At 38.6% G+C, this 25,359-nt stretch carries 26 protein-coding genes; 8 read left to right on the top strand and 18 right to left on the bottom strand.

The window, feature by feature from the left end:
• Positions 1–27 precede the first annotated feature (27 nt).
• Positions 28–1,236 (bottom strand): NAD(P)/FAD-dependent oxidoreductase, encoded by a 1,209-nt coding sequence (locus tag AC58NB_RS13825; RefSeq protein ID WP_497427425.1) that lies wholly within the window; start codon positions 1,234–1,236, stop codon positions 28–30.
• A gap of 312 nt (positions 1,237–1,548) precedes the next feature.
• On the opposite strand from AC58NB_RS13825, the gene AC58NB_RS13820 reads away from it, so the two are divergent.
• A complete protein-coding gene (locus AC58NB_RS13820; protein ID WP_497427424.1) occupies positions 1,549–2,547 on the top strand; it encodes an NAD(P)/FAD-dependent oxidoreductase in 999 nt (332 codons plus the stop codon).
• 126 nt (positions 2,548–2,673) lie between these two features.
• Here AC58NB_RS13820 and AC58NB_RS13815 read toward each other — a convergent pair whose 3' ends face one another.
• On the bottom strand, positions 2,674–3,039 hold the full coding sequence (locus AC58NB_RS13815) for a HesB/IscA family protein (RefSeq protein WP_497427423.1): 366 nt from the start codon (positions 3,037–3,039) through the stop codon (positions 2,674–2,676).
• Between the two features lie 215 nt (positions 3,040–3,254).
• Between AC58NB_RS13815 and AC58NB_RS13810 the strand changes: the two genes are divergently transcribed.
• Entirely contained in the window at positions 3,255–4,055 is an 801-nt protein-coding gene (locus AC58NB_RS13810) for a TraR/DksA C4-type zinc finger protein (protein WP_497427422.1), read from the top strand.
• Positions 4,056–4,116: 61 nt separating this feature from the next.
• On the opposite strand, the gene AC58NB_RS13805 is transcribed toward AC58NB_RS13810, so the two are convergent.
• Positions 4,117–4,353 (bottom strand): YuzB family protein, encoded by a 237-nt coding sequence (locus AC58NB_RS13805; protein ID WP_497427421.1) that lies wholly within the window; start codon positions 4,351–4,353, stop codon positions 4,117–4,119.
• Positions 4,354–4,700: 347 nt separating this feature from the next.
• Here AC58NB_RS13805 and AC58NB_RS13800 point away from each other — a divergent pair, with 347 nt between their 5' ends.
• The gene (locus tag AC58NB_RS13800) at positions 4,701–5,768 is read left to right on the top strand and encodes an NAD(P)/FAD-dependent oxidoreductase (RefSeq protein WP_497427420.1); all 1,068 of its coding nucleotides are present in this window, start codon (positions 4,701–4,703) and stop codon (positions 5,766–5,768) included.
• Between the two features lie 91 nt (positions 5,769–5,859).
• Here AC58NB_RS13800 and AC58NB_RS13795 read toward each other — a convergent pair whose 3' ends face one another.
• Positions 5,860–6,213, bottom strand: a complete 354-nt coding sequence (locus AC58NB_RS13795; protein WP_497427419.1) for a YuzD family protein — start codon at positions 6,211–6,213, stop codon at positions 5,860–5,862.
• A gap of 114 nt (positions 6,214–6,327) precedes the next feature.
• Between AC58NB_RS13795 and AC58NB_RS13790 the strand changes: the two genes are divergently transcribed.
• Positions 6,328–6,564 carry a NifU family protein gene (locus AC58NB_RS13790; RefSeq protein WP_497427418.1) on the top strand — a complete coding sequence of 79 codons (237 nt, stop codon included), beginning with the start codon at positions 6,328–6,330 and terminating at the stop codon, positions 6,562–6,564.
• Positions 6,565–6,610: 46 nt separating this feature from the next.
• On the opposite strand, the gene thrB is transcribed toward AC58NB_RS13790, so the two are convergent.
• The 3 genes from thrB to AC58NB_RS13775 are packed head-to-tail and all read right to left on the bottom strand — an operon-like array spanning position 6,611 to position 9,868.
• Complete coding sequence (thrB, locus tag AC58NB_RS13785; RefSeq protein WP_497427417.1) at positions 6,611–7,516, bottom strand: homoserine kinase; 906 nt, start codon at positions 7,514–7,516, stop codon at positions 6,611–6,613.
• Positions 7,513–8,574: a threonine synthase gene (gene thrC / locus AC58NB_RS13780; RefSeq protein ID WP_497427416.1), complete on the bottom strand. Its 1,062-nt coding sequence runs from the start codon at positions 8,572–8,574 to the stop codon at positions 7,513–7,515. The genes thrB and thrC overlap by 4 nt, the downstream gene beginning before the upstream one ends.
• 1 nt (position 8,575) lies before the next feature.
• Entirely contained in the window at positions 8,576–9,868 is a 1,293-nt protein-coding gene (locus tag AC58NB_RS13775) for a homoserine dehydrogenase (protein WP_497427415.1), read from the bottom strand.
• A gap of 433 nt (positions 9,869–10,301) precedes the next feature.
• Here AC58NB_RS13775 and AC58NB_RS13770 point away from each other — a divergent pair, with 433 nt between their 5' ends.
• A complete protein-coding gene (locus tag AC58NB_RS13770) occupies positions 10,302–10,799 on the top strand; it encodes a phosphatidylglycerophosphatase A family protein (RefSeq protein ID WP_497427467.1) in 498 nt (165 codons plus the stop codon).
• A 65-nt stretch (positions 10,800–10,864) separates the two neighbouring features.
• Here the strand turns inward: AC58NB_RS13770 and AC58NB_RS13765 are convergent, their stop codons facing one another.
• The 3 genes from AC58NB_RS13765 to AC58NB_RS13755 all read right to left on the bottom strand — a co-directional run bounded on the left by AC58NB_RS13765 (position 10,865) and on the right by AC58NB_RS13755 (position 13,805).
• Positions 10,865–11,629, bottom strand: a complete 765-nt coding sequence (locus AC58NB_RS13765) for a TIGR01457 family HAD-type hydrolase (RefSeq protein ID WP_497427414.1) — start codon at positions 11,627–11,629, stop codon at positions 10,865–10,867.
• Between the two features lie 381 nt (positions 11,630–12,010).
• Entirely contained in the window at positions 12,011–12,460 is a 450-nt protein-coding gene (locus AC58NB_RS13760) for a DUF86 domain-containing protein (RefSeq protein WP_497427413.1), read from the bottom strand.
• Between the two features lie 46 nt (positions 12,461–12,506).
• The gene (locus AC58NB_RS13755) at positions 12,507–13,805 is read right to left on the bottom strand and encodes an EAL domain-containing protein (RefSeq protein WP_497427412.1); all 1,299 of its coding nucleotides are present in this window, start codon (positions 13,803–13,805) and stop codon (positions 12,507–12,509) included.
• A gap of 203 nt (positions 13,806–14,008) precedes the next feature.
• On the opposite strand from AC58NB_RS13755, the gene AC58NB_RS13750 reads away from it, so the two are divergent.
• Positions 14,009–14,275 (top strand): DUF3055 domain-containing protein, encoded by a 267-nt coding sequence (locus AC58NB_RS13750; RefSeq protein WP_497427411.1) that lies wholly within the window; start codon positions 14,009–14,011, stop codon positions 14,273–14,275.
• Positions 14,276–14,324: 49 nt separating this feature from the next.
• Here AC58NB_RS13750 and AC58NB_RS13745 read toward each other — a convergent pair whose 3' ends face one another.
• Positions 14,325–14,600 carry a YutD-like domain-containing protein gene (locus tag AC58NB_RS13745; RefSeq protein WP_491077637.1) on the bottom strand — a complete coding sequence of 92 codons (276 nt, stop codon included), beginning with the start codon at positions 14,598–14,600 and terminating at the stop codon, positions 14,325–14,327.
• Between the two features lie 247 nt (positions 14,601–14,847).
• Here AC58NB_RS13745 and AC58NB_RS13740 point away from each other — a divergent pair, with 247 nt between their 5' ends.
• A complete protein-coding gene (locus AC58NB_RS13740) occupies positions 14,848–15,840 on the top strand; it encodes a M23 family metallopeptidase (protein WP_497427410.1) in 993 nt (330 codons plus the stop codon).
• A gap of 140 nt (positions 15,841–15,980) precedes the next feature.
• On the opposite strand, the gene yunB is transcribed toward AC58NB_RS13740, so the two are convergent.
• The 7 genes from yunB to adhE form a co-directional block, all read right to left on the bottom strand.
• Positions 15,981–16,745: a sporulation protein YunB gene (yunB, locus tag AC58NB_RS13735; RefSeq protein ID WP_497427409.1), complete on the bottom strand. Its 765-nt coding sequence runs from the start codon at positions 16,743–16,745 to the stop codon at positions 15,981–15,983.
• Between the two features lie 49 nt (positions 16,746–16,794).
• Positions 16,795–17,907 carry an HD-GYP domain-containing protein gene (locus AC58NB_RS13730; RefSeq protein ID WP_497427408.1) on the bottom strand — a complete coding sequence of 371 codons (1,113 nt, stop codon included), beginning with the start codon at positions 17,905–17,907 and terminating at the stop codon, positions 16,795–16,797.
• Between the two features lie 241 nt (positions 17,908–18,148).
• Entirely contained in the window at positions 18,149–18,448 is a 300-nt protein-coding gene (locus AC58NB_RS13725; protein WP_497427407.1) for a YunC family protein, read from the bottom strand.
• Between the two features lie 65 nt (positions 18,449–18,513).
• Complete coding sequence (locus AC58NB_RS13720; protein ID WP_497427406.1) at positions 18,514–19,881, bottom strand: bifunctional metallophosphatase/5'-nucleotidase; 1,368 nt, start codon at positions 19,879–19,881, stop codon at positions 18,514–18,516.
• 10 nt (positions 19,882–19,891) lie between these two features.
• Positions 19,892–20,716 (bottom strand): sulfite exporter TauE/SafE family protein, encoded by an 825-nt coding sequence (locus tag AC58NB_RS13715; protein WP_497427405.1) that lies wholly within the window; start codon positions 20,714–20,716, stop codon positions 19,892–19,894.
• A 260-nt stretch (positions 20,717–20,976) separates the two neighbouring features.
• Positions 20,977–21,822 (bottom strand): DUF72 domain-containing protein, encoded by an 846-nt coding sequence (locus tag AC58NB_RS13710; protein ID WP_497427404.1) that lies wholly within the window; start codon positions 21,820–21,822, stop codon positions 20,977–20,979.
• A 122-nt stretch (positions 21,823–21,944) separates the two neighbouring features.
• Positions 21,945–24,548 carry a bifunctional acetaldehyde-CoA/alcohol dehydrogenase gene (adhE, locus tag AC58NB_RS13705; RefSeq protein ID WP_497427403.1) on the bottom strand — a complete coding sequence of 868 codons (2,604 nt, stop codon included), beginning with the start codon at positions 24,546–24,548 and terminating at the stop codon, positions 21,945–21,947.
• Positions 24,549–24,948: 400 nt separating this feature from the next.
• On the opposite strand from adhE, the gene AC58NB_RS13700 reads away from it, so the two are divergent.
• Positions 24,949–25,251: a c-type cytochrome gene (locus AC58NB_RS13700; protein ID WP_497427402.1), complete on the top strand. Its 303-nt coding sequence runs from the start codon at positions 24,949–24,951 to the stop codon at positions 25,249–25,251.
• Positions 25,252–25,359: the final 108 nt, after the last annotated feature.

The raw sequence follows: 25,359 nt of genomic DNA, 5'->3' as shown, positions 1-25,359 counted from the left end.
AGCTTCCAAAATTATAATGTTCTTATTTTAGATTAATTTAAATTTCCCTTTTTTCATAAGAAGCGGTAAACCTCCCATGATGTATAAAGCACGATTATCAATAACTTTTTTCATGGCTGATGCCCTGCTACCTTTTAATTTTTTACCAAAAACGACGCCAATTGCATCATCATCACCAAGTGAGCATACTGTCCCTTTTTGTTCATAAACAAAATCTTTTAGCTTGTCACCTCTAATCAGAGCAATAATATTCTCGGCACATACTTCAGCTTGCTGCATGGAAATTTGGGCTGTTGGCGGATAAGGACGATTAATCTCCTCATTAATGATTAAGGCACAATCTCCAATGACAAAAACATCCTCTAGTCCAGGTGCTTGTAAAGTTGGCTTCACTTTCACACGGCCACGCATCGCTTCAATTCCGGATTTTTCAATGATGCTGCTGCCCCTGACTCCCGCTGCCCATATAACTGTACCAGCTTTAATTAATTCCGTTTCATTTTCACCTTTACCCACCAGAATTCCCTCTTCTGTACAGCCTTTGACCGGTGTACCAATCATGAATTCTACGCCTTTTTTCTCCAAACGGGCTACAGCGTATCGTACAAGTTCCGGGTCAAATCCTGGCAATGCGGATGGGGCCGCTTCGACACATATAATACGTGCTTTTTTAGGATCAACATCATATTCTTCACAAAGGATAGGCAAACGGTTGGCAAGCTCTCCAATAAATTCAATACCAGTAAAGCCGGCACCACCTACAATGATCGTTAATCTTTCTTCCTTTTTATCTGCTTGATATTGAGAAAATTGATAATCAATATGTTCACGAATATGACGTGCCTTATTCACACTGGATATGCTGAAGGCATATTCCTTTAATCCTTCAATACCAAATGTTTCAGATTCAGCACCTAAAGAAATGACTAAATAATCATAGGAAACATTACCATTCTCACACATTACCATTTTTTCATCATTCTTAATTTCTACAACGGTATCTTCAACGAATGTTACTTTGCTCCGATCAATGATACTGCTAATACCGTAACGGACTTTATCATGATGTAATGTACCTGCAGATGCTTCATGCAACCAAGTTGTTTCATAATGATAATGATGCTTATTAATTAATGTAATCTCTGCTTCATTCACATTTAATTTTTTTTGCAAGCGTTTAGCAGTTAATAATCCGCCATAACCTGCTCCAAGAATGACGATATGAGGCTTTTTCACTTGTATCGTAACCACCTTTTTTATAAAATATAAAAATTCAAAATATATTGTGATGGCATTCACGTATGTATAGGTAAAAATGTCACAAAATATTAACAATTAGCTATAGATTACTATATTCTCTTTTGGTTAATTTTTCAAGTACTGGATTTTAAAAGTATATTAAAAGGTATATGCTCTGCTTTGACTTTTTAGAATATTTAATCTTATTATCATAATATATCCACTCTTAGCCTTTAGAGGAACGTTATACCAAGATATATGGTACTATTTATGTTATTAAGGATTTTTTACAATTTAGGGGGTTATCATGTGAATGAAGATCAAAAAGTATATGATGTAACGGTCATCGGTGGAGGACCTGTAGGATTGTTCACTGCTTTTTATGGTGGTATGAGGCAAGCCACTGTGAAAATCATCGAAAGTCTGCCCCAACTAGGCGGGCAATTATCCGCACTCTATCCTGAAAAATATATATATGATGTTGCGGGTTTTCCAAAGATACTCGCCCAAGATTTAGTTAATAATCTCAAGGAACAAACTGCTAAGTTTGAACCTACTATTTGTCTGGAACAAGCTGTTCTTAATGTTGAAAAACAGGCAGATGGCATTTTTAAATTAACAACAGATAAAGAAGTTCATTATTCCAAAACGATAATTATTACAGCTGGCAATGGTGCATTCCAACCCAGACGGCTTGAACTCGAAAACGCTTCTCAATACGAAGGAAATAATCTTCATTATTTTGTTGATGATTTAAATAAATTCGCTGGTAAAAAAGTCGTCGTGTGTGGCGGAGGAGATTCTGCAGTAGACTGGGCATTAATGCTTGAGCCAATTGCAGAGGAAGTAACAATCGTTCATCGCCGTGATAAATTCCGCGCCCATGAACATAGTGTAGAAAATCTTAAAAACTCTAGCGTAAACATTAAAACTCCGTATATCCCTTCTGAATTAGTTGGCAATGAAGATACCATTACACAAATTGTGTTAGATGATGCAAACGGTGAGCATAAAGAAACAATTGATGTTGATGACGTATTAGTTACATTTGGTTTTGTTTCTTCACTCGGTCCAATTAAAGAGTGGGGACTTACAATTGAAAAGAATTCAATCGTTGTAAATAGCAAAATGGAAACAAATATACCGGGTATTTATGCAGCCGGAGATATATGTACGTATGATGGGAAAGTGAAGCTGATTGCAAGCGGATTTGGTGAAGCGCCAACTGCCATTAACAATGCAAAAGCATATATGGATCCTAAAGCAAGAATCCAGCCTCTTCACAGTACAAGTATGTTTAAAGATTAATTACCGCTAAGCTACAAAAAAGAAAAGGAATCCAGATCAGCGAGAACTTTATGTTCCCCCTTCTGAATTCCTTTTTTATTGTATTTTTACCAGGCACTGTTTAGACATTTTTTATAAATCTTTAGTCTAACATTGTTCGGGAGTTCCCGTAGCTTTCGCTGTACGGAATGAAGAGCCGCACCCACATGTAGCAATCGCATTAGGATTATCAATCGTAAAGCCTCCGCCTAGCATAGATTGTTTATAATCTATCCGCGTTCCAGTCAGGATAGGTGCATCCTCTTTATTGACTAGAAAATGAATCTCATGCTGAACTGTTTCAAGGTCATTTTCTGATTTTTCCTGTTCAAAATTCATACCGTAGGATAAACCGCTGCAGCCTCCTCCATGAACGGATACACGCAAATATGGCTGATTCTCGCCGCTTTCTTTTATCATCGTATTTATTTGAATAGCTGCCGCTTCCGTAACAATAATAACTTCATTATTCATATCTTATATTCCCCCTTAAAAAATGGTAGAAGGAAATTCTATCCTCTACTCATTAGTATATACATTAATCCGAGTCCTCTCAACCTTGGATGTCGCCCATAATATACATATTGCATCCTTTTATAGTGTAACTATCATAAAAAAATCTTCAACAAAATCACCTTATTATTTTATCCAAAAGAATGAATTATATTTTTTACATAAACCGTTGCAGAATGAAAGAAAATAGAAGGACGAAATCGAAAGGAGTTTCCATGATGCTTTCTTCTGAACAACAATCCAATCTTCAATCAAAACTAAAAGATCAAAAAAAGGAACTTGAACATCATATATCCTTGAATAATCATTTTGGTATCGGAGAGGATGAAAATTTTTATAATTATGTAGGAGAGCTATCCACATATGATAACCATCCGGCTGATACTGCTACTGAATTATATGAACGCGGTAAAGACATAGCCTTAAACGAACATTTTGAGAATGAACTTGCTCAGGTTAACCGAGCTTTGGAAGCAATGGAAAAGGGGACATATGGAAAGTGTGAAACATGTGGATGTGACATCCCTTTTGAACGACTTGAGGCCATTCCATCTTCCACCTATTGCATCGAGCACAGTACTGAACAAACCGTTTCTCACGAACGTCCAGTAGAAGAACAAGTTCTTCATCCCTTGTATGAAAAGAAACATGAAACAGAAGTAAATGGCTTTGATGAAGAGGATTCATGGCAGGCTGTTGCAGAATGGGGAAGTTCAGATAGTCCATCTGATTATTATGATCCAAAAGAGCATTACGATCAAGTCTACTTGAATTCGGATGAACATATCGGGTATGTGGAGGATATTGAAAATTTTGCAGGGAACGATATAGAGGGCAAAAATGTACAAATTTATCCCACAACCGAACTTCAGCAATTAAAGGACCTATTGGACGAAGAAGGAATCATGACTTCCTTTGGAGATTTAAAACCTTATGAAGAAGATCCCTATACTGAAGATACAAATGATAATGATTAAACCTATCTACGATAAAAGGGAAGAAATAAGCGTAATACGCCTGCTTCTTCCCTTTTTTATATTAAAACATTGGATTCTCTTCCAGATATTCATAAATATGATCAACCAGTTCTTCCGGAGTGTCCCCTGTCACAACTTCTCCATTTACAAGGGCATACATACTGGCTGAGCAGATTCCACAATAACTAAGACATCCATATTCGATCACATCTAAATTGGGATCTTTATCTAAAATCTCCATAGCAGGCTGTGATCCGCTAACAAGATTACTGACGCAGAATTCAATAATTGGTTTCATAAAATGGTCACCCCTCAGTACAACAAAATCCTACTCTAAAACATACTAATAGTCAATTAATTTAGACAAAGCAAACAGGCTATATTAACGCCCACTCTCCCCTTTATAACGTCATAGTTCCTTTGTAAAATGGATTGTTTGACCTCACAAAATAGAAAGACTTTTCACAACTTATACACAATTCAGTTGTTATTTTCCCCTATTTTCGATATACTTTGTATGGAATTTTACAATATTAACAACTTTTCTCAACAATAATATGCTAAATAAAATATTCACCTCACATTAGTAATCTAGCGACATTGAAATTAGAAAATTGTATATCCAACAAAGGAGTCGTCATTTCAATGAAAAACTTAGTCATCCTAGGTGGTGGGTATGGTGGTATGAGAATACTGAACAAGCTCACTGACCATCAATTCCCTACAGATATTCAGGTTACTCTAGTCGATAGAGTCCCGTATCATTGTTTAAAAACCGAATTTTATGCACTTGCAGCCGGTTCCATTTCTGACCACGCGATACGTGTTTCATTTCCTCAGCATGAAAGAATTCATTACAAGTATGGCGAAGTACACTCCATAGATTTACCGAATAAACAAGTCCTGATCAATGATCAGGAACCACTTGCATACGATGAACTGATTATCGGCCTGGGCTGTGAGGATAACTACCATAATGTTCCTGGCGCTGCAGAATATACGTATAGCATACAATCGATTGATAAATCACGCAGTACCTATCAAGCTCTCAATAATCTTGGGCCAGGTAAAGTAGTGGCCATTATCGGTGCAGGATTAAGTGGGATTGAATTAGCAAGTGAATTAATTGAAGGACGTCCGGATTTACATATTAAGCTTTTTGACCGCAATGAGCATATCCTATCAGCTTTCCCTTCTAAATTAAGTAATTATGTAGAAAGCTGGTTTATTGAACATCAGGTAGAACTGGTCCCGAACAGTAATATTACAAAGATCGAACAAAATTTGCTTTATAATGGTGACGTTTCCATTCCATGTGACGCCATTGTTTGGACAGCCGGAATTCAGCCAGTACAGCCAGTCAGAGAAATGCCGGTGGAAAAAGATAGCGGTAACAAAATAAAGCTGACTGCTCAGCACACCATTCCGGAATACCCGGATGTATTTGTTATTGGAGATTGCGCAAGTCTCGGTCACGCACCAAGTGCACAGTTGGCTGAGGGGCAGGGGGAACAGATCTACCAGGTTCTCCTCAAAAAATGGGCTGGCGAACCACTTCCTGAGTCTTTCCCTCCGATTAAACTGAAAGGGATTCTCGGCTCTTTAGGTAAAAAGCATGGTTTCGGTTTAATGGCTGAGCGCCCTATTACCGGTAGAATGGCCCGGTTATTAAAATCCGGTGTTTTGTGGATGTACAAATATCACAATGGATAATCGTGTTCTCTCCTGCATACATCGCCAGCAGCATTGCATTAAATAAAGCTTGCAAATCCTCCCTGAGGATGCAAGCTTTCTCTCTTATTATTCATAATGAATCTTTATAGCCGTATTCCTTTAAAGCTTCCGCAATCGTTTTTAATCGTGGGCTTCCTTCACCTACTATTTGCCCGTCCAGAACGACTAAAGGATAAAAATATTCTCCTTCAACAACTTTCATAGCCATTTCTTTAACTGCCTGATCTTCTGGCGGATGATAGATATCGATATACGAGATGATTAATGGCTGATTCGGAAATTTCCTCGATAAAGCAGCCTGCAGCCACTCATATGTTTCTTTTGATGATGGCATCCCAACACAGCTTGCACATATTTGCGTCGCTCCATATACATATAAATTGGCAACCGTCACCTGTTCTCCTCCTAATTTATCCCTTTTCATTCCATATTACATAATTTAAATAGAGGAAACAAATTTTAACTATAAGGTAAGGAAAGGAGATAGCTTTTTTAAGGTAAAATCATTATAATATGAGTAGGAAAGGAGTCGATAGCCATGGCAGAACAAGAGTTATTTGGGCAAGTTCAGGATGTACTTGATAAATTACGTCCATTTCTTCTTCGCGACGGCGGCGACTGTGAGCTAGTTGATGTGGATGATGGAATTGTAAAATTACGTCTTTTAGGGGCTTGCGGAAGCTGTCCCAGCTCCACGATCACATTGAAAGCTGGCATCGAACGTGCACTTCTTGAAGAAGTTCCAGGCGTTGTTGAAGTTGAACAAGTATTTTAATCACCAAAACATAAACAGCGATTCCCCTCTGGTGGAATCGCTGTTTTTATTTCTTCATCTGTAAAATTGACCCTTTATCTACTAATGGAACATGTAGAACCGTCATATCAGGCAACTCCCTTTGCAGACGCTCACATATAAAAGGAACAGACTCATGAGGAGCTAATGTAAAAATAGTCGGTCCTGCTCCACTTATCGAGCTTCCATATGCCCCCGCCTCTTTAGCGAGCTGTTTAATTCTTGAATAGTGAGGAATTAACTCCCTGCGATACTTTTCATGGAAGCCATCCATCTCCATCATCTCTCCAACCAGTTTCCAATTATTCATGGCAGCAGCTGCTACCAGAAGATTCGCTGCTGCACTTGAGGAAATCGCTTGAGGATGTGGAAGTTGGGCTGGCAATACACCGCGAGCTTTTTCCGTATTTAACTCAAATGGAGGAATGGTTACAATTGCCTGAACATCCCCAGTCGGTAATGCTACCAGATTGGTTTCCTCTTCAGTATGCAGGCCGACGAACAATCCTCCGTATATGGAAGCCCCTACATTATCAGGATGCCCTTCCTCTAAACTCGCGAATCTCAGTTTATCTTGTTTACTTAATCCCAGTTTACAAAATGCATTAGCAAGCTCGATTCCCGCAACAATCGCAGAAGCGCTGCTGCCCAGTCCTCTAGCCAAGGGTATATCGCTTTCCACGACTAATTGGCAAGCCGGCATTTCTGATCCAAAATAGGCTGCTGCTTTCTTAGCCATACAGACAATATAATTTCGTTCATCCGTAGGAGTAGAATCTAACTCTTTCGACTTCAAGACTACCTTCCATTCATCTGAAAGTTTAGCCTCTATTTTTAGGTACAAACCCAATGCTATTCCAATGGAATCAAATCCCGGACCCAGATTTGCAGTGCTTGCCGGTATTTGAATGTGCAATATGTCAGGCAAATTCATGATGAAAACACACCGCCAAAGCATTTCACCAATTCATCTGCGTCATTTTCGATGACCCTAGGGGTAATGTGGCTATACTCTACAGCCGTAGCAGGGTCTTTAAGGCCATTACCAGTTAGTACTGCAACAACAGTTTGTCCCTTCTTGATCTCACCAGTTTGTAATTGTTTATAAATGCCTGCAACAGAAGCACAGGATGCTGGTTCAGCAAAGATCCCTTCTTTTCTGGCTACTAATTGATAGGCCTGTACAATTTCCTCGTCACTGATTTCATCCACTTTACCATTCGATTCCCTTACAGCCTCAACCGCATATTCCCAGCTTGCCGGATTTCCAATTCGTATAGCAGTTGCAATGGTTTCCGGCTGTTCAAACACCCGATCATGAACGATTGCTGCAGCACCTTCCGCTTCAAATCCTCTCATTTCAGGAAGGCCTGTTTGGTAATGACCGTTATATTCTTTAAACCCTTTCCAGTAAGCTGTAATATTACCTGCATTTCCAACTGGAATAGCCAGCACATCAGGTGCTTTCCCTAATTGTCTGCAGATCTCAAAAGCAGCTGTTTTCTGTCCTTCAATTCGATAAGGATTTACCGAGTTCACAAGAGTAATCGGATATTGGTCACTTATGGAGCGAACCATCGCCAATGCCTGATCAAAATTCCCCTTAATGGCATAAATTTCAGCTCCATACATAACTGCCTGAGCAAGCTTTCCCATTGCAATTTTGCCATCAGGAATAACAACGATGCAGCGTAAACCGGAGCGGGCAGCATAAGCCGCAGCTGCAGCAGATGTATTACCGGTTGATGCGCATATAATTGTGTCACTTCCTGCTTCAATTGCTTTTGCCACTGCCATGACCATGCCTCGATCCTTAAAGGAACCTGTTGGATTCGCTCCTTCATATTTGGCATATAGATTAATTCCCCATTCCTTTGAAAGAGTAGGACAATGAATTAAGGGTGTATTTCCTTCCAGCAAACTCAAATCAGGCGTCTGATCATTCACTGGTAAAAACTCATTAAATTCCTGCAATAATCCATTCCAGCTCATTCTATACTCCCCCTTCGACTCGGTATGTGCCTTTAATGGAGTATACTTTTTCATGTGATTCCAGCTCACGCAGAACATAATCAAATTTAGCCAGCGGAGCCTGATGTGAAACAAGTATAATCTCCGATAATTCGTTTACTTTAATCGGCAGCTGCATAATTTTCTCAAAACTTATCCCATGATTAGCAAAAATAGCCGTTAGCTGGGCAAATACCCCCACCTCATCCTTTACATGAATCCGCAGAAAGTATTTGCTAATCATTTCTTCATCCGTCTTTAATTGCTTTTCAAATTGAGGGATAACGGCACTTCGACCATTAACACCTAACCTCATGTTTTTCATGATGGCGACAAGATCTGATACGACTGCAGTTGCTGTTGGCAGACTCCCGGCTCCCGGTCCGTAAAACATGGTTTCCCCAACTGCTTCTCCATATACATACACTGCATTATATTCATCATTTACAGTAGCAAGAGGATGTTCCTCCGGTAAAAGTGTGGGTTGGACACTCACTTCTACTTTCTGATTGCTTCGATTGGCAACCCCCAGGAGTTTCATGGTATAGCCAAGTCTCTTACAAAGCGCTAAATCCTCATCAGAAACAGTGGTAATTCCCTGAACTCTTACATCTTCCAAACCGATATTCATGGAAAATCCCAAGGTTGCCAGAATAGCCATCTTCCGCGCTGCATCTAAACCGTCTACATCGGCAGTTGGATCAGCTTCAGCAAATCCAAGCTCCTGCGCTTCTTTTAATGCTTCCTGATAAGATACCTTTTCTTTAGTCATTTTTGTCATAATATAATTCGTCGTACCATTGACAATTCCCATGATTTTAGTAATATGATCAGATGCCAAGCCATCTACCAAGCTTCGTAAAATAGGAATTCCTCCCGCTACACTTGCTTCATAAAATAAATCACAGCCATTCTCAGAAGCTGAACGCAATAATTCCGGTCCATAGACTGCCATTAAATCTTTATTGGCTGTTACAATATGTTTTTTATTTTTTAATGCCTGCATCAGCAATAAGAAGGTGTCTTCTACACCACCAATTACTTCAATGATGACATCAATTTCAGGATCAGAAATAATATCCATAGGGGATGTTGTTAAAAGTTCAGATACTAAATCTATACCCCTGTCTTTATATAAATCTTTAACGAGGACTCTTTTAATCTCAACCGGGCAACCAACCTGATGCATCAGTTTGTCCTGATGATTTTGAATAATTTGTACCACACCTGTTCCGACTGTTCCCAGTCCCATTAATCCAATTGTGATTGGCTTCACCCTATCCCCTCCATTTTGTCCTTTATAAAACACATTTGTCTATGTATAAAGGACATTATAAATATAAACACCCTTGTTTACAACTTATTTTTTTGAAAATACAATAAATTTTTCTTTATCCTTTTATTATACACAATATTCAAACTACTTTATTAGATTTCTTTAACCAAGCATAGACCAATCGCCATTTATTTTCCCTTCTGCTCCAGATGGAGCTGTTTATTTCCTCCTATTTCTTGAATTAAAATCATTCATATTTAGTAAAAAACTAATCACCCCTTATCAAGAAAATTACTAAGATATAGAAAAAGAATTTTCGCCTCAAGTGATCATAGGAAAAACAGAATATCCGGTTAATAAAAGAATTTGCCTGTATATATTTTCTTTTATCAGTTATTTGTACGTACTATGAATGGAAGTCGGTGTGCTTTTTATGAATGACAAACCCATTACTAAAACGGAAAAGGTTGCGCAACAATGGTTAAAAGATCGCGGCGTATCAATTAAAGATATAGGTGAACTAGTTATGTATCTTCAGCATAAGTATCATGATGACTTACAATTAGAGGATTGCATATACAATGTGGAACGAGTACTTTCCAAAAGAGAGGTTCAAAATGCTATTTTAACAGGCATTCAATTAGATATGTTAGCTGAAAAGGGGTTATTGGAGGAACCTATCCAGTCCATTATTCAAAGTGATGAAAGTTTGTATGGTGTGGATGAGATTCTTGCCTTAAGCATTGTTAATGTATATGGCTCCATTGGCTTCACCAACTATGGATATGTCGATAAACTTAAACCTGGTATCCTAAAGCGCTTAAATGATAAATCAACCGGAGAATGCCATGCTTTTCTTGACGATATTGTTGGAGCCATCGCAGCTGCAGCCTCAAGCCGACTCGCACATCGTGTTGAAAATGTGGAGTAGACAAAAAATAAGAAGGGACTCACTGAAGAGGGATAAATCCTTCTTTAGTGAGTCCCATTTTTAGATTAAATCGTCCATTGGTCCAAGGAATCAATTGTATAGGTAGGCTTCCTGTCGTATCCAGTTAAATGTTCTCGAGTCGTAACACCTGTATGAACAAGCAGTGTGTCGATGCCTGCGTTCATTCCAGCCATAATATCTGTATCATAGTTATCGCCAACCATTAGTGTCTCTTCCTTCGAAACGCCAAGCACCTTCATAGCCTGCTCCATAATAATAGATTCGGGCTTGCCGATAAAGATAGGCTCTGTTTGTGTGGATACGGTAACAACAGAAGTTAAGGAACCATTACCCGGTAATAAGCCTCGCTCAGTTGGAATTGCAATATCCGCGTTGGTTGAAATGAATGTGGCTCCATTACGGACAGCCAGACAGGCAACCGTGAGTTTTTCATATGTAATACCACGGTCAATACCAGTGATCACAAAATCAGCATCTTCTTCTTTAAAGGCAAATCCTTTTTCCTTACACGCTTCAATAATACCGTCTTCACCAATAATAAAAACGGATGCATCTTGTTTTTTTTCATAGATATAATTTGCCGTAGCCATGCTAGTTGTAAACACTTGCTCTCCTGTAGCAGGAATTTCAAATTGGCGCAGCTTTTCAGCTACCTGCTCAGGAGTACGTGATGAATTATTTGTGACGAATAAATAAGGAATATCTTGTCTCTTAAGTTCCTGAACAAAGTGGACTGCTTCTAAAATCCGTTCTGTTCCCTTATACATCGTTCCATCTAAATCAATTAAATAACCTTTATATTTTTTCATACGTATCGTACTCTCCTAAGACGTGTTAGATTTACTTCATTTACTTTACCACAGTAGAAATCAATCGAAAAGCAAAAGCCCGTTAGATCCCTCTCCTTTAAAGCTTCATTATTCGTTTTTCGTTTGGCAGATGTTTCGGGAAATCTTAGGTTACCCAAATTGTCCTTTTTAAATTGGACTCGCCTTTTCCTCGCGAGTAGAGCACTTGGCTGGATTTTAGTTATGATCGGCTGGATTTTGAACTAATTTGGCCGGTATTTAGCCAACTCCGGCGGGATTCGTGCTCAATCCGGCTGGATTATCCTGATTCCTACTTTATTCCTGCCAATTTGGATAAAAAAATAAACGACGAGCATGCCGCTCATCGTTTATGTGTATCTATTATTTATTATATGGTTTAAAAGCTGTAACGACGCCTAATTCAGTTTCGATATAGCTTCTTACGCAGACAGGGAATTGTTGAATAGTGTTCAAGTTTTCATAAATTGCTTTTTGCAGTTTCTCATGTTGGATTGTTGTGTAGGTTTGTGCGAGTTCTTTTCTGTATGGGAGCAATGCTTTTAATTCAGGCTCCATCTCTGTACTGATTACTTTTTCATCCATCAGGATATCAATAATGTCTTCATAGCTACCTGGATCTCTCATTATAAATCCATCTATCATCGCGTTTCCGACATCCAGAATGGCGTCAACAATTGTTTGAAAGATACGCTCTAATGCCAGCTTCTCAATCACCGAGTGAGTCCATTCTCCCTGATTTCTCAGAAGATTTGTCTGTGTTTCTAAATAGCGCAGTTTATCCTCAATTGCTTCTCGATCTATGAAGTACATCCTTTATTCCTCCTCATTCACCTAACCACATGACTTTCCTTTAAGCTTAAATGGTTGCTAACGAAAGTTCAAGAAATTGGGGTCTCCCATAAAAATAACCTTGTGCGAGGTCTACCTTATTTCGTACCATCACCCTGGCTTCATCTTCATTTTCAATGCCTTCCGCAACGACAAGGGAACCAGTTTCCTTAGCAATGAGTAGAAGACCTTTAAGCATGGATTCTTTCACACGGTTTGAATGGATATTTTGTATGACGGTTCGATCAATCTTTATGATATCCGGCAATACTTCACCGATAATATGTAAGCTAGCATAGCCAGCACCTGTATCATCAATAGCTATTCTGATCCCAAGTGAACGCAAATAGCCGACATTCGACCTTAATAAATGAATTCCTTCAATTGAATCTCTTTCTGTTATTTCAAATACAACCATGGATGAATCAATCTGATATTTATTTAGTAACATCTCTACATGGCTCGGAAAATTACGTTCTCCCATTGTAATTGGTGTAAAATTGATAAAGATATCGCCCTCTATATCAGTTTTTTGGATATGCTGAAATACCTTTTCCAATACAATCATTTCAAGAGTGAATAGCCTGCCTGTTTGTTTAGCAACCGCAAATAACGTTAACGGATTCTCAAGCTTGGTTCCGGCCGGTCCTCTCGACAGCATCTCCCAGGCTTTAACTTTGCCCGATTCCACATCTAAAATAGCCTGCGACATCAGGCGAATCGATTTATCCTGGATAATACCCGTAAGCTGATGAATCATATCATTATAATCTGGCTCCACTTCATTACGAGCCATTGAGTGCGCCAAAACAAATGCCCGATTAACCGCTGTTTCCACACTTTTATATGTACGGTCGCAGTACATATATCCATGTCCAATCGTCAGTTCAAGCGGAGAATGTCTGTATACATGAGATGCCAGGACTGACTGATGGATATTTACTATAATGTTATCCAATTGACCGGTCCCTGGTGTGCACAAAGGACTCTTCACATACAATACAATACTATCCTGATTAAAATCCTCTACACCCATAATATTTGTCGAACAAATATACGTTTTTATAGCTGCTTCGAATTCTTTTTTCAACTCATAAAAGAAGGAATAATAGGCTTTCTCACCATCCATTTCCTTCAATTCATCCATCTTGCTTATATGAAATACAACAACAGCAATTTCCTTTTGATTCCTAAATGCTTTTGCTATCCTGGATACAATTGGATTTCTAATTGTAAATTTGGGAGGATAGAACAGAAGTCTGGAATTAGGAAGAATAATGGATAGCCACTTACTCCATTTTTCTCTTCCATTATTCAAATGAACCATAATACACAATCCTCTCAAAGAAGCATAGTAGGGAGTAAACTTGGAATATTAAATTTTCCAGCGCAAATTTTCACTATATTCCCATTATATCCTTTTTTTAAAATTTTTGTTGAAAAATGTTAGAATAAGATAGGAGTAGAATGAAACAGAAATGGTTAGTTGGAATAGCTGTAATAGTACAAATAAAAAGGCGGAGGGATTACATGTCTGAGCGATTTTTTCTCTATGATGATACATATGATACGAAAACTAGGTTTGTCAGTTTTATGGGGGACAACAGCAGAATTGACCTGGCATTAACTAGAACCGATCGTTTTTATGGAAAGACACTCGTGTTGGATATGCAGGGAAATCGATTTGCCATTATGGGTCCTGATGATTTGGAGGAGCCCGGTTATTTGGAATATGCTTTTTCTATAACGAGTGATGAAGCAATGGAGTGGAAAAAGTTTTTAGATGAGGTTATCTAGCAACAGAATGAACGCATAAAGCCCTCAATTTAACTTGAGGGCTTTTCAATTACTTCTTAGTTTTCTTTAAAATAAAGTATGAACAGCCAAAATTACAGTACTCATAAAGATATTCTTTGATGGTGCTGATTTTATTATCGTATGATGCTTTTTGATTCTGATCATCAAAAAACCCTTTAAGGCGAAGCTGCCCATATCCCCAATCACCAAGTATATAGTCATAACGGTTTAATATTTCACTGAAGCGGCTTTTAAAGGTCTCTTCATTAAATCCGTCACCATATTCTTCTACAATCTCATATTGAGTGTTATTAATGGTAATCATTTGTTCACCTCTTACTCATTTCATCCATGATTTGTTTCCTTATTATATCATTCTCCACATATAACCATGAAGTTTTTTATTTGGCAATTGTAATTAACGCCAGTATGCCTTTTGTTTTCTTGATTACCCTTTACCCGCTTATCCCAGATGATTAATCTTACACGAATTACAATTAATTTCCAATTCCCCATTAAAATAATCATCCATATTTATCGGTATACTAACGAACAGTAAAGGAGTGTTCCATATGTTCTATCGTATATTGATTTTATTCATCCTGGCGGCTACTATTTCTACTTGTATACCCCTGCACGCTTCAGCAAGCCAAGATGAACAGCAACTATTAAAAAACCGAATGGAATTATACAAACGAGTTGAAGACTCGACCCAACTCCCCTGGTACTATATAGCTGCTTTTGATCAATATGAACGAAGTATCAGATTGGCTCGAAAAGACCTTCCGGACCCTAAATTACTGGGTATTCTTATCCCGGCTGATAAGTGGACTGGCCTCACAAATGTAAATAACGAAGACACTAATCCATTAACCATTTCTTTTTTCGGAGGCATGGGGGTGGATGGTGATCAAGATGGAAAAGCAGATCGTCTAAATGAATATGATCAATTAGCTGCAATCAACCAATACTTGCTTTCCTATGGAATAGATAAAGATAATTTCCGTATTGGCATTTGGGAATACTATAAAAGGGACCGGGCAGTAAGTATTATTATGAGCAATGCCGAATTATTTAAAAAACATCAAACCATTGCTTTGCAAAAAAAGGCTTTTCCCGTTCCTTTAGGCAGCCATTATACGTATAACAGTACATGGGGAGTGGCCCGTGGCTGGGGTGGCCGCCGAACTCATGAAGGGACAGATATCTTTGCGAGTTATGGAGTGCCCGTCAGGTCTACCTGTTATGGAATTGTTGAACTGAAAGGCTGGAATAAATTTGGCGGATGGAGAATTGGTATCCGGGATATCAATAACACCTATCATTATTTTGCCCATCTGAATGGTTTTGCTAAGGGGATCAAGGTCGGGCAATTAGTTGAACCTGGCACTCTGCTTGGCAGTGTTGGCAGTTCGGGCTATGGACCACCTGGTACATCCGGTAAATTCCCTCCCCATCTTCATTATGGCATGTATAAAGAAAATGGACGAACAGAATGGTCCTTTGACCCTTATCCCTATTTAAGAATGTGGGAAAGAGCGGAGAAAGCTGCAAAAGCAAAGTGAAAAATCAATCAGACTTACGCAAAAAAAGACAGATAGACGAAACAAAGGATTGGCCTTAATCCTGTTGGTTACAAGATTAAGGCCATTCACTTTTTGTTATACATACGAGTAAATAATCACGGATTATTTTCTACCCGCTTCTATTTTGTCGGTAATTGAATGGCCGGGCCTCCACCAGTTCCACTACCATTGAAATAGGTTGGGACATGACCGGATACTACTCTCATCCCCATTGGAATACTTGTTTTTATCTTCGTTGGCTTTGATGCAAATGGAATAATAACTTGTGCATGAACTTCAACTTCTAAATAGACTTTAATTAGTGCGTTGTTTATTCCATATGGTTCCAATGTAGTTTTCACGTCACTTTGAACATCACTGATGGTTTCCATCTCTACCGGAATTTTTGGTCCAAAATTTCCTAATAACGCATTATTGGTTGCTTTCCCAAGGGGGACCTCATGAATAATTCCTTTTGAATCATTGGAATCTGCCATTACTTGACCCTTTAAATAATCAAAGGATGATAAATTGCCTTTTTCTATTTGACTTAATTGTTTTTGAATAAGCAACGACGTTTCGGAACGAATCCTATTAATAATTTCAGTGTTAAACTGGATCCCGTCCACTGCTATATTATCACCCTGCTTCGGAACTTCTGTAATAATTTCGTTCATATCACTATTTTTAGAAATCGTTTCTTCAATCGCATGATTAATGACCAGGCTGGTAAGTTTTTTGGTTTCAGATTCGGCATAACGCATTAATGTTGGTTCAATTGCTGCATTCACAATCCAAAGGCTGAGCAAGCTCGTTCCGATAAAAAACAGAAACGTAATGAGGATAACATGTTTAACAGGCAAGGGACCTCGCATAATTGATCGTTTCCTTCTACCCCGTTTCATAAATAATCCCCTCCTTACAAGTATACCTATGCTTGTAAGAAGGGGATTATTAGCTTAATTTCTGCGTATGGTTGCTGTAAGTCACGTCGCATTTTTGAATGGTGACATCCAACTGATTATTTAGATCAACCTCATACCTGAATGGGAGAGGTTCGCCATTTTTTTCATATACTTCAATAACCGGGCGATCACTGTAACCAATATTTTGCCTAGACACAATACCCTTGCGTCCATCGTTTAATACCACTGTTATACCTACTGGATAAATGGCAACTGACCTCTTGAATGCATCTACTACTTCCTTATCAAATTGAGTTCCGACTCCTGCATACAAAAGCTCTAAAGCTTCACTAGGCAACATCGCTTCCCTATATACGCGGTTAGAAGTAACCGCATCAAAAACATCTGCCACAGCAATAATTTTAGCCAAGTACAAGATTTCATTATTTTTTAGTCCGCGGGGATATCCACTTCCATCAAGTCGTTCATGATGTTGATATGCGCAATGAGCCACGAGCAATGACAAGCTATGAACCTGCCTGAGTATATTGAAACCATCCTCTGAATGCCTTTTAATGATTTGGAATTCCTCCTCCAGAAGCTTTCCAGGTTTAAATAGGATTTCTTCTGGAACGGCCATTTTCCCCACATCATGCAGGATAGAACCAAGTCCTAAAGTTTTCAGTGCCTCCGGTTTTAATTTCATTTCCAAACCAATGGCCAGTGAGTATAAAGTGACATTTAAGGAATGATTAAAAACATAGTTGTCGAATGTATAGATATCAGAAATAATATGAAATAAATCTTGGTGTCCGTTTAATTCATCTGTAAGTTGATCAACAAGCTTTGACATGGTAAGTGTAGCTTGTTCGATAACCATACTTTTGGATTGATTAATTTCATCCTTCATATTCTCAAAAGTATCTTTAATTGTCACAATAGCTCCTCTTCGGAGTTTATCTGGAATACTATCTTCAGGAATGATATGACTGGTTTCTATATCATCAATATAAACATATAAAATATTATATTTCTGCAGCCGTTTAATGTGCCAATCTGTAATTTGGACGCCTTTATTCAAGAGGATACGGCCCTTCATATCAACAATCGGCTTCCCTAGAACGGCACCCGATGATAAATAAGCTGTCTGAATGATTCTCATTTTTTATACCTCTGTTAAGAAGAAAGATTTTAATGTCTATAAGTTGACATCTTCTTCCTCATTATAACAGATTAAACCAAATTTCTTTTTTAAATTTTGGAATATAAAATAAATAATCGCTGTTTTTGATTGCTTAAGATTCATTGACTGGATCGTAAGTATTCTCATTATAATGCTTTGAAAAGATCGGTTTAAAACTTTTAGAAAAACAGAAAGAGCATTCCCCACACGAGGAATGCTCTTACATTAATTGAATGGCATCTTTTCCAATCATCCCCGGTTTAATGCCTCTTTTTTTAGCTTCATCCGTTACTGATTCGAGCGGGGCATTTAATAATTCTTCAAAGGTACGTACCCCTACGGCTCTGCCGGCGATAATCCCCCGTCCATTAAGCCTTTCATTCAATAACCCAATATCCAGCGCTCCGCACATAATATACCCATCCTGTCCCGCTATCACTAGGAGGGATGTTTTTGGCAAATGTACACATACTCCCTTATAAAATTTACCAGCTATTTCAAAGGGCAACATTTCAATCATGAGCTCCACCCCTTATTCAAGGTACCATTTGTAAAGTATATGGACACTCATACTGAAAAATACCCTTAAGTTGCAACCATGGCTAATTTCCAGGCAAGAATATCTCTTAAAAACTCTGGCATAAGATACTTCTTGTTCTCAACCTCCCTGACCGCCGGAAATAAATGCCCAAATGTAAACATATCAGGAATGGCTACCCGGTACAGTTTGTTAGTCTCGATCCTTTGGCCATTATGCAGCCACTGGCTTTGATTCTCCGTTTCTAGCAATTGTAGTCCAGCATATACAAATAACCCCATCACTTTCCCCCTAAAACCAAGACCCTTTACTTGTAAGTGAGGCCAGTCGGGATTGCGAGTCATGTTTAAAATTTGAATCAATTTTTCTCCAGTTATCGTTAAAATGCATGGATTGATTGGATGTGGACAGATTCTATGAATATCAAATTTTGTCACAGCACCAGCTTTCAACCCCTCCAGTAATAAACCTGAGTTTACTAAAGCAATATCAGCATTACACCAATCCTTTAATCCTTGGCAAAGTAAATCAGGGAGGTCCGATTTATGAAACCAGTCTGTTTTTAATGGCTGTTTTAACGTAAGAATCGTTTCATCAAGTGATGCCGCTCCGATTCTATATAAATGATTTGCCAGTTCCTGTTCTTTTTCTGTCAATCCATTTACTCTCATGTCTTTAAGGCTAGCTCGAGTTGCAATAAATCCTTCATCTATTGTTAATTCAACATGCCCGACAAACATCCCATATTTACCTGCACAGCATAGGAGTGTATGATTAATCCTTTTTCCGCTATGCAGAATATGATGTGTATGTCCGCCAAGAATAACAGTGATTTCCGGATGTTTAGCAGCTATTATTTCATCGCTGGGCAGACCTAAATGAGAGAGTAAAATAATAATATCTGCCTTCTGCTTTAATTCCTTCACAATACGCTCAATTTCAATGAATGGATCTGTTACGGACCATCCAAGGAGCTGGTACAATTCAGTAAATGGTGCTGTTACTCCAAAGAAAGCAATACGTCTTCCTTTCGGTGTTACCCTGATATAATAGGGGACAGCCCAATTCGGTCTACTTCCATCTGGCTTATAAAGATTGGCTACGGTTACGGGGAATTTTGCTTCCTCGTATAAATGATCCAAATCCTTATGGGGTAAAGTAATCCCTTCATTATTGCCAATTGTTGCTCCGCTGATCCCAGCTTCGTTTAATAACTGAACGTTTCCTTTTCCCATTGTACCTTCCGTATAAGGATGAAACCGGTCAACATGATCACCAATATCAAGCTTGAACACGGTATCTCCCGCTTCTTCGTATCCGGCTTGCTGGTTGTTCATATATGTCACCATTTTATCCCAATGCTCAAAGTGACTATGTAAATCATTTATATGAAACAAATGAATCGTTTCCTTCATATTTCCACCTCTAAATAAACGCTTGTACCCCTTCCCAGATTAATTTTATGCCTACTACTACCAGCATGATTCTGAGTGCGATAACCAAGGTTGTACTTTTCATTTTTGTATTAACATATGCACCTAATTTTGCTCCGATATATCCGCCAGGAATAAGAGCCAATGCATAGAGCCACATGACATGGCCTTGCAAGATATGGCTAACGGATCCAATAATGGATGAGAAGAATATTAACAACATCGATGTACCTACTGCGACGTGAGGAGGAAAATGGAAAGCTAACAGCATAACTGGAACCATGAGCGAGCCTCCGCCTATCCCAAATAAAGAGGATATAAAACCAACAACAAAGGATACTAATATGGCACTGCTTTTTTTATATCCATATAGATGCTCTTGCCCTTCCTTATCGATGTATGTACGGGTAACCATGCCATTAAAATCACTCTTCTTAGGCTTTAGTTTGTTCCTGATCATTAACAGGAAGGACATGAAGATCATAAGAATCCCAAAGAGAATATTAAAGGCATCCACATTTAAATAGGAATTGGCCCATCCTCCGATTAAACTGCCCGGTGCAATCCCAATCAGAAATAAATAAGCACTTTTATAATCTACAGTTTTCTGTTTTAAATAGGCGAGGGTTGATGACAACCCCGTAAAAATCAAGGTGAACAGAGAAGTGCCCACCGCCATTTGAGGACTGAGGTTGCCAAGAATTCCACCAGATAAAAAAAGAAGAATCGGAACGATGATAATTCCTCCTCCCAATCCAACCAGGGAACCGAAAAAACCGGCTGCCAATCCAACAATCACTAATAAAATATAACTCATAAAAACCGCCTTTCACTTTTCAATATATAGACAAAGCTGCTTGATTATAGCCGCTTTTCGTTTATATAACCCATAACAACTCATCATTATAGTGACGAAATATCACTAGGTATAAGATTTAAATCCTCTCGATTTGTCTGCCATCTGCCAGAGGCTTATCATTTGAAGTAGTTCGGAACTTGAGTTACCACTGAATTTAATTTCTTATTCTCGTATTCAATAACCACCTATCTATGGTGGAAGGCTTCTACTGTTTCAAGTTAAAATAAGCCCATTTGTCTTGGGCCCAGACCTTGATAATCAATCCCCAACAACTTTTGAAATTCCTTTGCGTTACCAGCTGCATCGCCACCGGAATTATTGTTAAATAACACAATGATATTCTTTGTATCCTTTGCTAACTCTTCAATTCTCATTCTCCATTCCAGTAGCTCTTCTTCATTATATTTATATAGATAACGAACTTCACGCCAATTCGCATCATTCGGTTTATTCCAGCCATACACATTTCTTCCGTGCATTCGTACAAGTGTCAGTTCTGAATCCGTGGCAACGGGTACTGTCGGGATAGAACCTTCTCCCGCCTGCGGTTCATCTACTATGGAATGAATCCACCCTTCCTCTTTCATAAAAGATAGCGTTGCTTCGCGATACTTCTCACTAAACCATGAGCGATGCCGAAATTCCAACGCTACCTTACAATCTCCCATCATTTCTTTACAGTATCTTAAATATTGGACATTTTCTTTTTTACAATCAAACCATGGTGGAAATTGAAAGAGTACCATTGCTAATTTATTTGCATCTAAGTATGGTTTTAAGGATTCCTTGAAAGCAACAAACATCTCTTTCTTTGTCTCAAAAGGTATATCGCCCCGTTGATGCCCTGTCATTCCCTGATAGGCTTTCACTACGAAACGAAAAGAATCCGGTGTTTCTTTTACCCATTTCTCGGCGTTTCTAATCGGTTGAACCGCATAAAAGGATGCATCAACTTCCACTACGGGAAAATGGCTGCTATACTCAGCCAGTTTATCTTTAGCTTTTATAGTTGCAGGATATAGGGTATCATGGTCACCCCATCCGGTTACTCCAATATAAATCATAAAGGATCCCTCCTACGTCATATCATAGCATAAGAATATAGATACTTGGATAATGGAGCTCCTTCGTTGATAAACACTATTGTACAAAAAAAGACAGCACCAAGTGCTGTCTTTTTAAACGTTTAAATACCTGTATAGGCTTCTCTTAAAATTCCTTCAAGTTCACTGATTAGCGGTAATTTTGGGTTAGCTGTTGTACATTGATCTTCAAATGCACGTTCTGCCAAGATTTTTACTTGTTCTTCAAAACGTTCTTCTGTGATTCCTTGTCCTTTAATGCTCATATCGATTTCTAATGATTTACCAAGCTCGGTGACAGCTTGGATTAAGGATTGAACGCCTTCTTCTGTTGTGCCTGCAGGAAGTCCAAGCATTCTTGAAATTTGCGCATATCGCTCATCCGCACAATAGTATTCATATTTAGGGAAGAGCGCATGTTTTCTTGGGCGTATCGCATTATATCGGATAACATGCGGCATAAGAATCGCGTTGGAGCGGCCATGTGGAATATGGAATTCAGCTCCAATCTTATGGGCCAGGCTATGATTGATTCCAAGGAACGCATTGGAGAAAGCCATCCCTGCCATACAGGACGCATTATGCATTTTCTCGCGGGCCTCTTCATTGGCTCCATCATAGTATGCTGTTTTTAGGTTTTTAAAGACAATTTCAATTGCTTTTAAAGCTAATCCATCTGTATAATCATTTGCCATAACGGATACATACGCTTCAATTGCATGTGTTAACACGTCCATCCCCGTATCTGCAGTGATATTTTTTGGAACAGTCATCACAAACTGGGAATCCAGAATAGCTACATCCGGTGTTAGGGCGTAGTCAGCCAATGGATATTTCACATTGGTTTCTTTATCTGTAATAACGGCGAATGGCGTTACTTCAGAGCCAGTACCGGATGTTGTCGGGATGGCAACAAATTGGGCTTTTTCACCTAAGTCAGGATATTTAAACGTACGTTTCCTGATATCAATGAATTTTTGTTTAATGTTAAAGAATGTCGTTTCCGGTTGTTCATAAAATAACCACATGCCTTTAGCTGCATCGAGCGCTGAGCCTCCACCTAAAGCAACAATCACGTCGGGTTCAAAACTGTGCATTAATTTAGCTCCCTTGAAAACTGTTTCATCAGAAGGATCCGGTTCTACATCCGCAAACATTTCAATGGCTTCAATCCCTTTATTTTTCCATAGATATTCTTTGACAATATCCACATAACCGAGATTTACCATACCAGGATCCGTTACTATAAAAGCACGTTTGATTTTCCTCATTTTTGCTAAATATTGAGTTGAATATTTTTCAAAGTAAATTTTAGGCGGCAATTTGAACCATTGCATATTATTACGTCGTTGTGTCATCTTCTTCACGTTAATTAGGTGAGTAGCTGATACGTTCTCAGAAACTGAGTTATTTCCATAAGAGCCACAGCCCAGTGTTAAAGATGGGATGAAGGCATTATAGATATCACCAATTCCCCCTTGAGCAGATGGAGCATTGACAATGATACGGCAAGCCTTCATTTTCAAGCCATATTCCCGTTGGATCTGCTCATCTGTGCTATGAATAACGGCTGAATGTCCAAGTCCGCCAAGGTTCAGCATATCCATACAAGCACTGAATCCCTCTTCTGTAGATTTCACGCGGATACAAGCCAATACCGGGCTTAATTTTTCACGAGATAAAGGATATTCTGGACCAGCACCCTCAATTTCGGCAATTAAGATTTTTGTATGCTCCGGTACTTTAATTCCAGCCATTTCAGCTATATCAGTAGCAGATTTACCAACAATATTGGCGTTAACAGCGCAAGTACTTTCATTAATAACAAGACCTTCAAGCTTCTTCAATTCTTTGCCATTTACAAAATAGCAGTTATTTTTAATAAACTCTTGTTTAACCTCTTCATAAATTTCATCATCGACAATAATCGCTTGCTCAGATGCACAGATCATCCCATTATCAAACGATTTGGATAAAATGACATCATTGACTGCACGTTTTAACTTAGCTGATTTTTCGATATAGCATGGTACGTTACCAGGACCAACACCTAGTGCCGGTTTACCTGTGGAATAAGCTGATTTAACCATTCCTGCTCCACCTGTAGCCAGTACTAACGCAATATCTTTATGATTCATCAATTGCTTGGTTGCTTCAATTGATGGATATTCAATCCATTGGATGCATCCTTTAGGTGCGCCGGCAGCCACAGCCGCATCATGTAGGATTTGTGCTGCCATCTTCGAGCTTTGCTGTGCGGATGGGTGGAAAGCAAATATGATAGGATTACGTGTTTTAATCGATATTAGGGCTTTAAACATAGTAGTGGAAGTTGGATTCGTAACAGGCGTAACCCCGGCAACAATCCCAACAGGCTCTGCAATGTCCAGTACACCTGCTTGTTCATCTTCATATATAACACCAACGGTTTTATCATATTTAATACTATGCCAAATATATTCAGTTGCAAATATATTTTTCGTACATTTATCTTCATAAATCCCTCTTCCAGTCTCTTCTACTGCCATTTTAGCTAAAAGCATATGTTGGTCAAGACCGGCAATCGCCATTTGATGAACAATATCATCGACTTTTTCCTGATCAAAGGTTTCAAATGTTCGAAGGGCAGATTTTCCATTTTCAATTAACGCTTCAATCATCTCAGACACGGCAAGGACTTCTTCTATTTGTTCTTCTTTAATACCCATTTTTATTTCCTCCTTGTAGAAAACCATTTGCTGGTCACTAATAGTCCCACAGGGATAAATAGTGTCCCTATTAGCGAAAAAAATTTTGGCGTACTATCTAACAACTAAATACTATCAGATTATTCAAAAATAATCTGTAAATAAATTGTGAACACCTTAACCTATATCTCGAAATATTTGTGAAACATTTCACATACTTAGTATATTCTCATTGTAAGCAGATGTCTATCTTTTACAGCTGATTTTTAAAATTGAGTCCTTTATCCTAGGACTTTACTATTCGGTTTCCTCTCTTTCTTGAAGCAACAGAGTACGACTATTAATCAAGTGTTTATAGTGGACAATAAAAGAATCTCAAGTAAAGTAATTCTTATATAGACTAGAAAGGAGAACAAATCTAATGTACAAAAAAGCACTCATACTAGTAGGCTTGTTTTTTTCATTAGCTGCCTGCTCTTCCGACAATGAAGAATCTCAAAAGCCTCAAACGGAAGAAGAAAAAATATATGCTAATAATTGCGCTTCCTGTCATGGTAATGCGTTAGAAGGATCTGCCGGTCCAAAGTTAGAAGATATAGGAAGTAAAATGAGCAAAGAAGAAATCCTGGAAATCATCAATAATGGCGGGAATGGAATGCCATCGGAGTTAATTCAGGGGGAAGAGGCAGATAAGGTAGCTGCATGGCTTGCGAAGAAAAAATAAAGGATGCAAAAAAGGATCAATCGGTCCATTCTCTTTATAAATTTTAGAAACTAGGGTTAAAAAGAAAGCAAGAATTATAAGAAATGCCGTCACCATATGATGACGGCA

Source organism: Pradoshia sp. TA40_28, assembly GCF_059694525.1.
The sequence above is the reverse complement of the archived record's forward strand: the minus strand, read 5'-3'. Positions and strand labels throughout refer to the sequence as shown.

What these genes read in the sequence shown, in the direction of transcription:
- AC58NB_RS13745 (WP_491077637.1), bottom strand. Translation starts at nt 14,600, where the DNA reads ATGATTACCATTAATAACACTCAATATGAGATTGTAGAAGAATATGGT.
- AC58NB_RS13740 (WP_497427410.1), top strand. Translation starts at nt 14,848, where the DNA reads ATGTTCTATCGTATATTGATTTTATTCATCCTGGCGGCTACTATTTCT.
- AC58NB_RS13750 (WP_497427411.1), top strand. Translation starts at nt 14,009, where the DNA reads ATGTCTGAGCGATTTTTTCTCTATGATGATACATATGATACGAAAACT.
- AC58NB_RS13720 (WP_497427406.1), bottom strand. Translation starts at nt 19,881, where the DNA reads ATGAAGGAAACGATTCATTTGTTTCATATAAATGATTTACATAGTCAC.
- AC58NB_RS13790 (WP_497427418.1), top strand. Translation starts at nt 6,328, where the DNA reads ATGGCAGAACAAGAGTTATTTGGGCAAGTTCAGGATGTACTTGATAAA.
- AC58NB_RS13760 (WP_497427413.1), bottom strand. Translation starts at nt 12,460, where the DNA reads ATGTACTTCATAGATCGAGAAGCAATTGAGGATAAACTGCGCTATTTA.
- AC58NB_RS13815 (WP_497427423.1), bottom strand. Translation starts at nt 3,039, where the DNA reads ATGAATAATGAAGTTATTATTGTTACGGAAGCGGCAGCTATTCAAATA.
- AC58NB_RS13770 (WP_497427467.1), top strand. Translation starts at nt 10,302, where the DNA reads ATGAATGACAAACCCATTACTAAAACGGAAAAGGTTGCGCAACAATGG.
- AC58NB_RS13715 (WP_497427405.1), bottom strand. Translation starts at nt 20,716, where the DNA reads ATGAGTTATATTTTATTAGTGATTGTTGGATTGGCAGCCGGTTTTTTC.
- thrC (WP_497427416.1), bottom strand. Translation starts at nt 8,574, where the DNA reads ATGAGCTGGAATGGATTATTGCAGGAATTTAATGAGTTTTTACCAGTG.
- AC58NB_RS13710 (WP_497427404.1), bottom strand. Translation starts at nt 21,822, where the DNA reads ATGATTTATATTGGAGTAACCGGATGGGGTGACCATGATACCCTATAT.
- adhE (WP_497427403.1), bottom strand. Translation starts at nt 24,548, where the DNA reads ATGGGTATTAAAGAAGAACAAATAGAAGAAGTCCTTGCCGTGTCTGAG.
- AC58NB_RS13805 (WP_497427421.1), bottom strand. Translation starts at nt 4,353, where the DNA reads ATGAAACCAATTATTGAATTCTGCGTCAGTAATCTTGTTAGCGGATCA.
- AC58NB_RS13730 (WP_497427408.1), bottom strand. Translation starts at nt 17,907, where the DNA reads ATGAGAATCATTCAGACAGCTTATTTATCATCGGGTGCCGTTCTAGGG.
- AC58NB_RS13755 (WP_497427412.1), bottom strand. Translation starts at nt 13,805, where the DNA reads ATGGTTCATTTGAATAATGGAAGAGAAAAATGGAGTAAGTGGCTATCC.
- AC58NB_RS13700 (WP_497427402.1), top strand. Translation starts at nt 24,949, where the DNA reads ATGTACAAAAAAGCACTCATACTAGTAGGCTTGTTTTTTTCATTAGCT.
- thrB (WP_497427417.1), bottom strand. Translation starts at nt 7,516, where the DNA reads ATGAATTTGCCTGACATATTGCACATTCAAATACCGGCAAGCACTGCA.
- AC58NB_RS13765 (WP_497427414.1), bottom strand. Translation starts at nt 11,629, where the DNA reads ATGAAAAAATATAAAGGTTATTTAATTGATTTAGATGGAACGATGTAT.
- AC58NB_RS13810 (WP_497427422.1), top strand. Translation starts at nt 3,255, where the DNA reads ATGAAAGAAAATAGAAGGACGAAATCGAAAGGAGTTTCCATGATGCTT.
- yunB (WP_497427409.1), bottom strand. Translation starts at nt 16,745, where the DNA reads ATGAAACGGGGTAGAAGGAAACGATCAATTATGCGAGGTCCCTTGCCT.
- AC58NB_RS13800 (WP_497427420.1), top strand. Translation starts at nt 4,701, where the DNA reads ATGAAAAACTTAGTCATCCTAGGTGGTGGGTATGGTGGTATGAGAATA.
- AC58NB_RS13725 (WP_497427407.1), bottom strand. Translation starts at nt 18,448, where the DNA reads ATGATTGAAATGTTGCCCTTTGAAATAGCTGGTAAATTTTATAAGGGA.
- AC58NB_RS13795 (WP_497427419.1), bottom strand. Translation starts at nt 6,213, where the DNA reads ATGAAAAGGGATAAATTAGGAGGAGAACAGGTGACGGTTGCCAATTTA.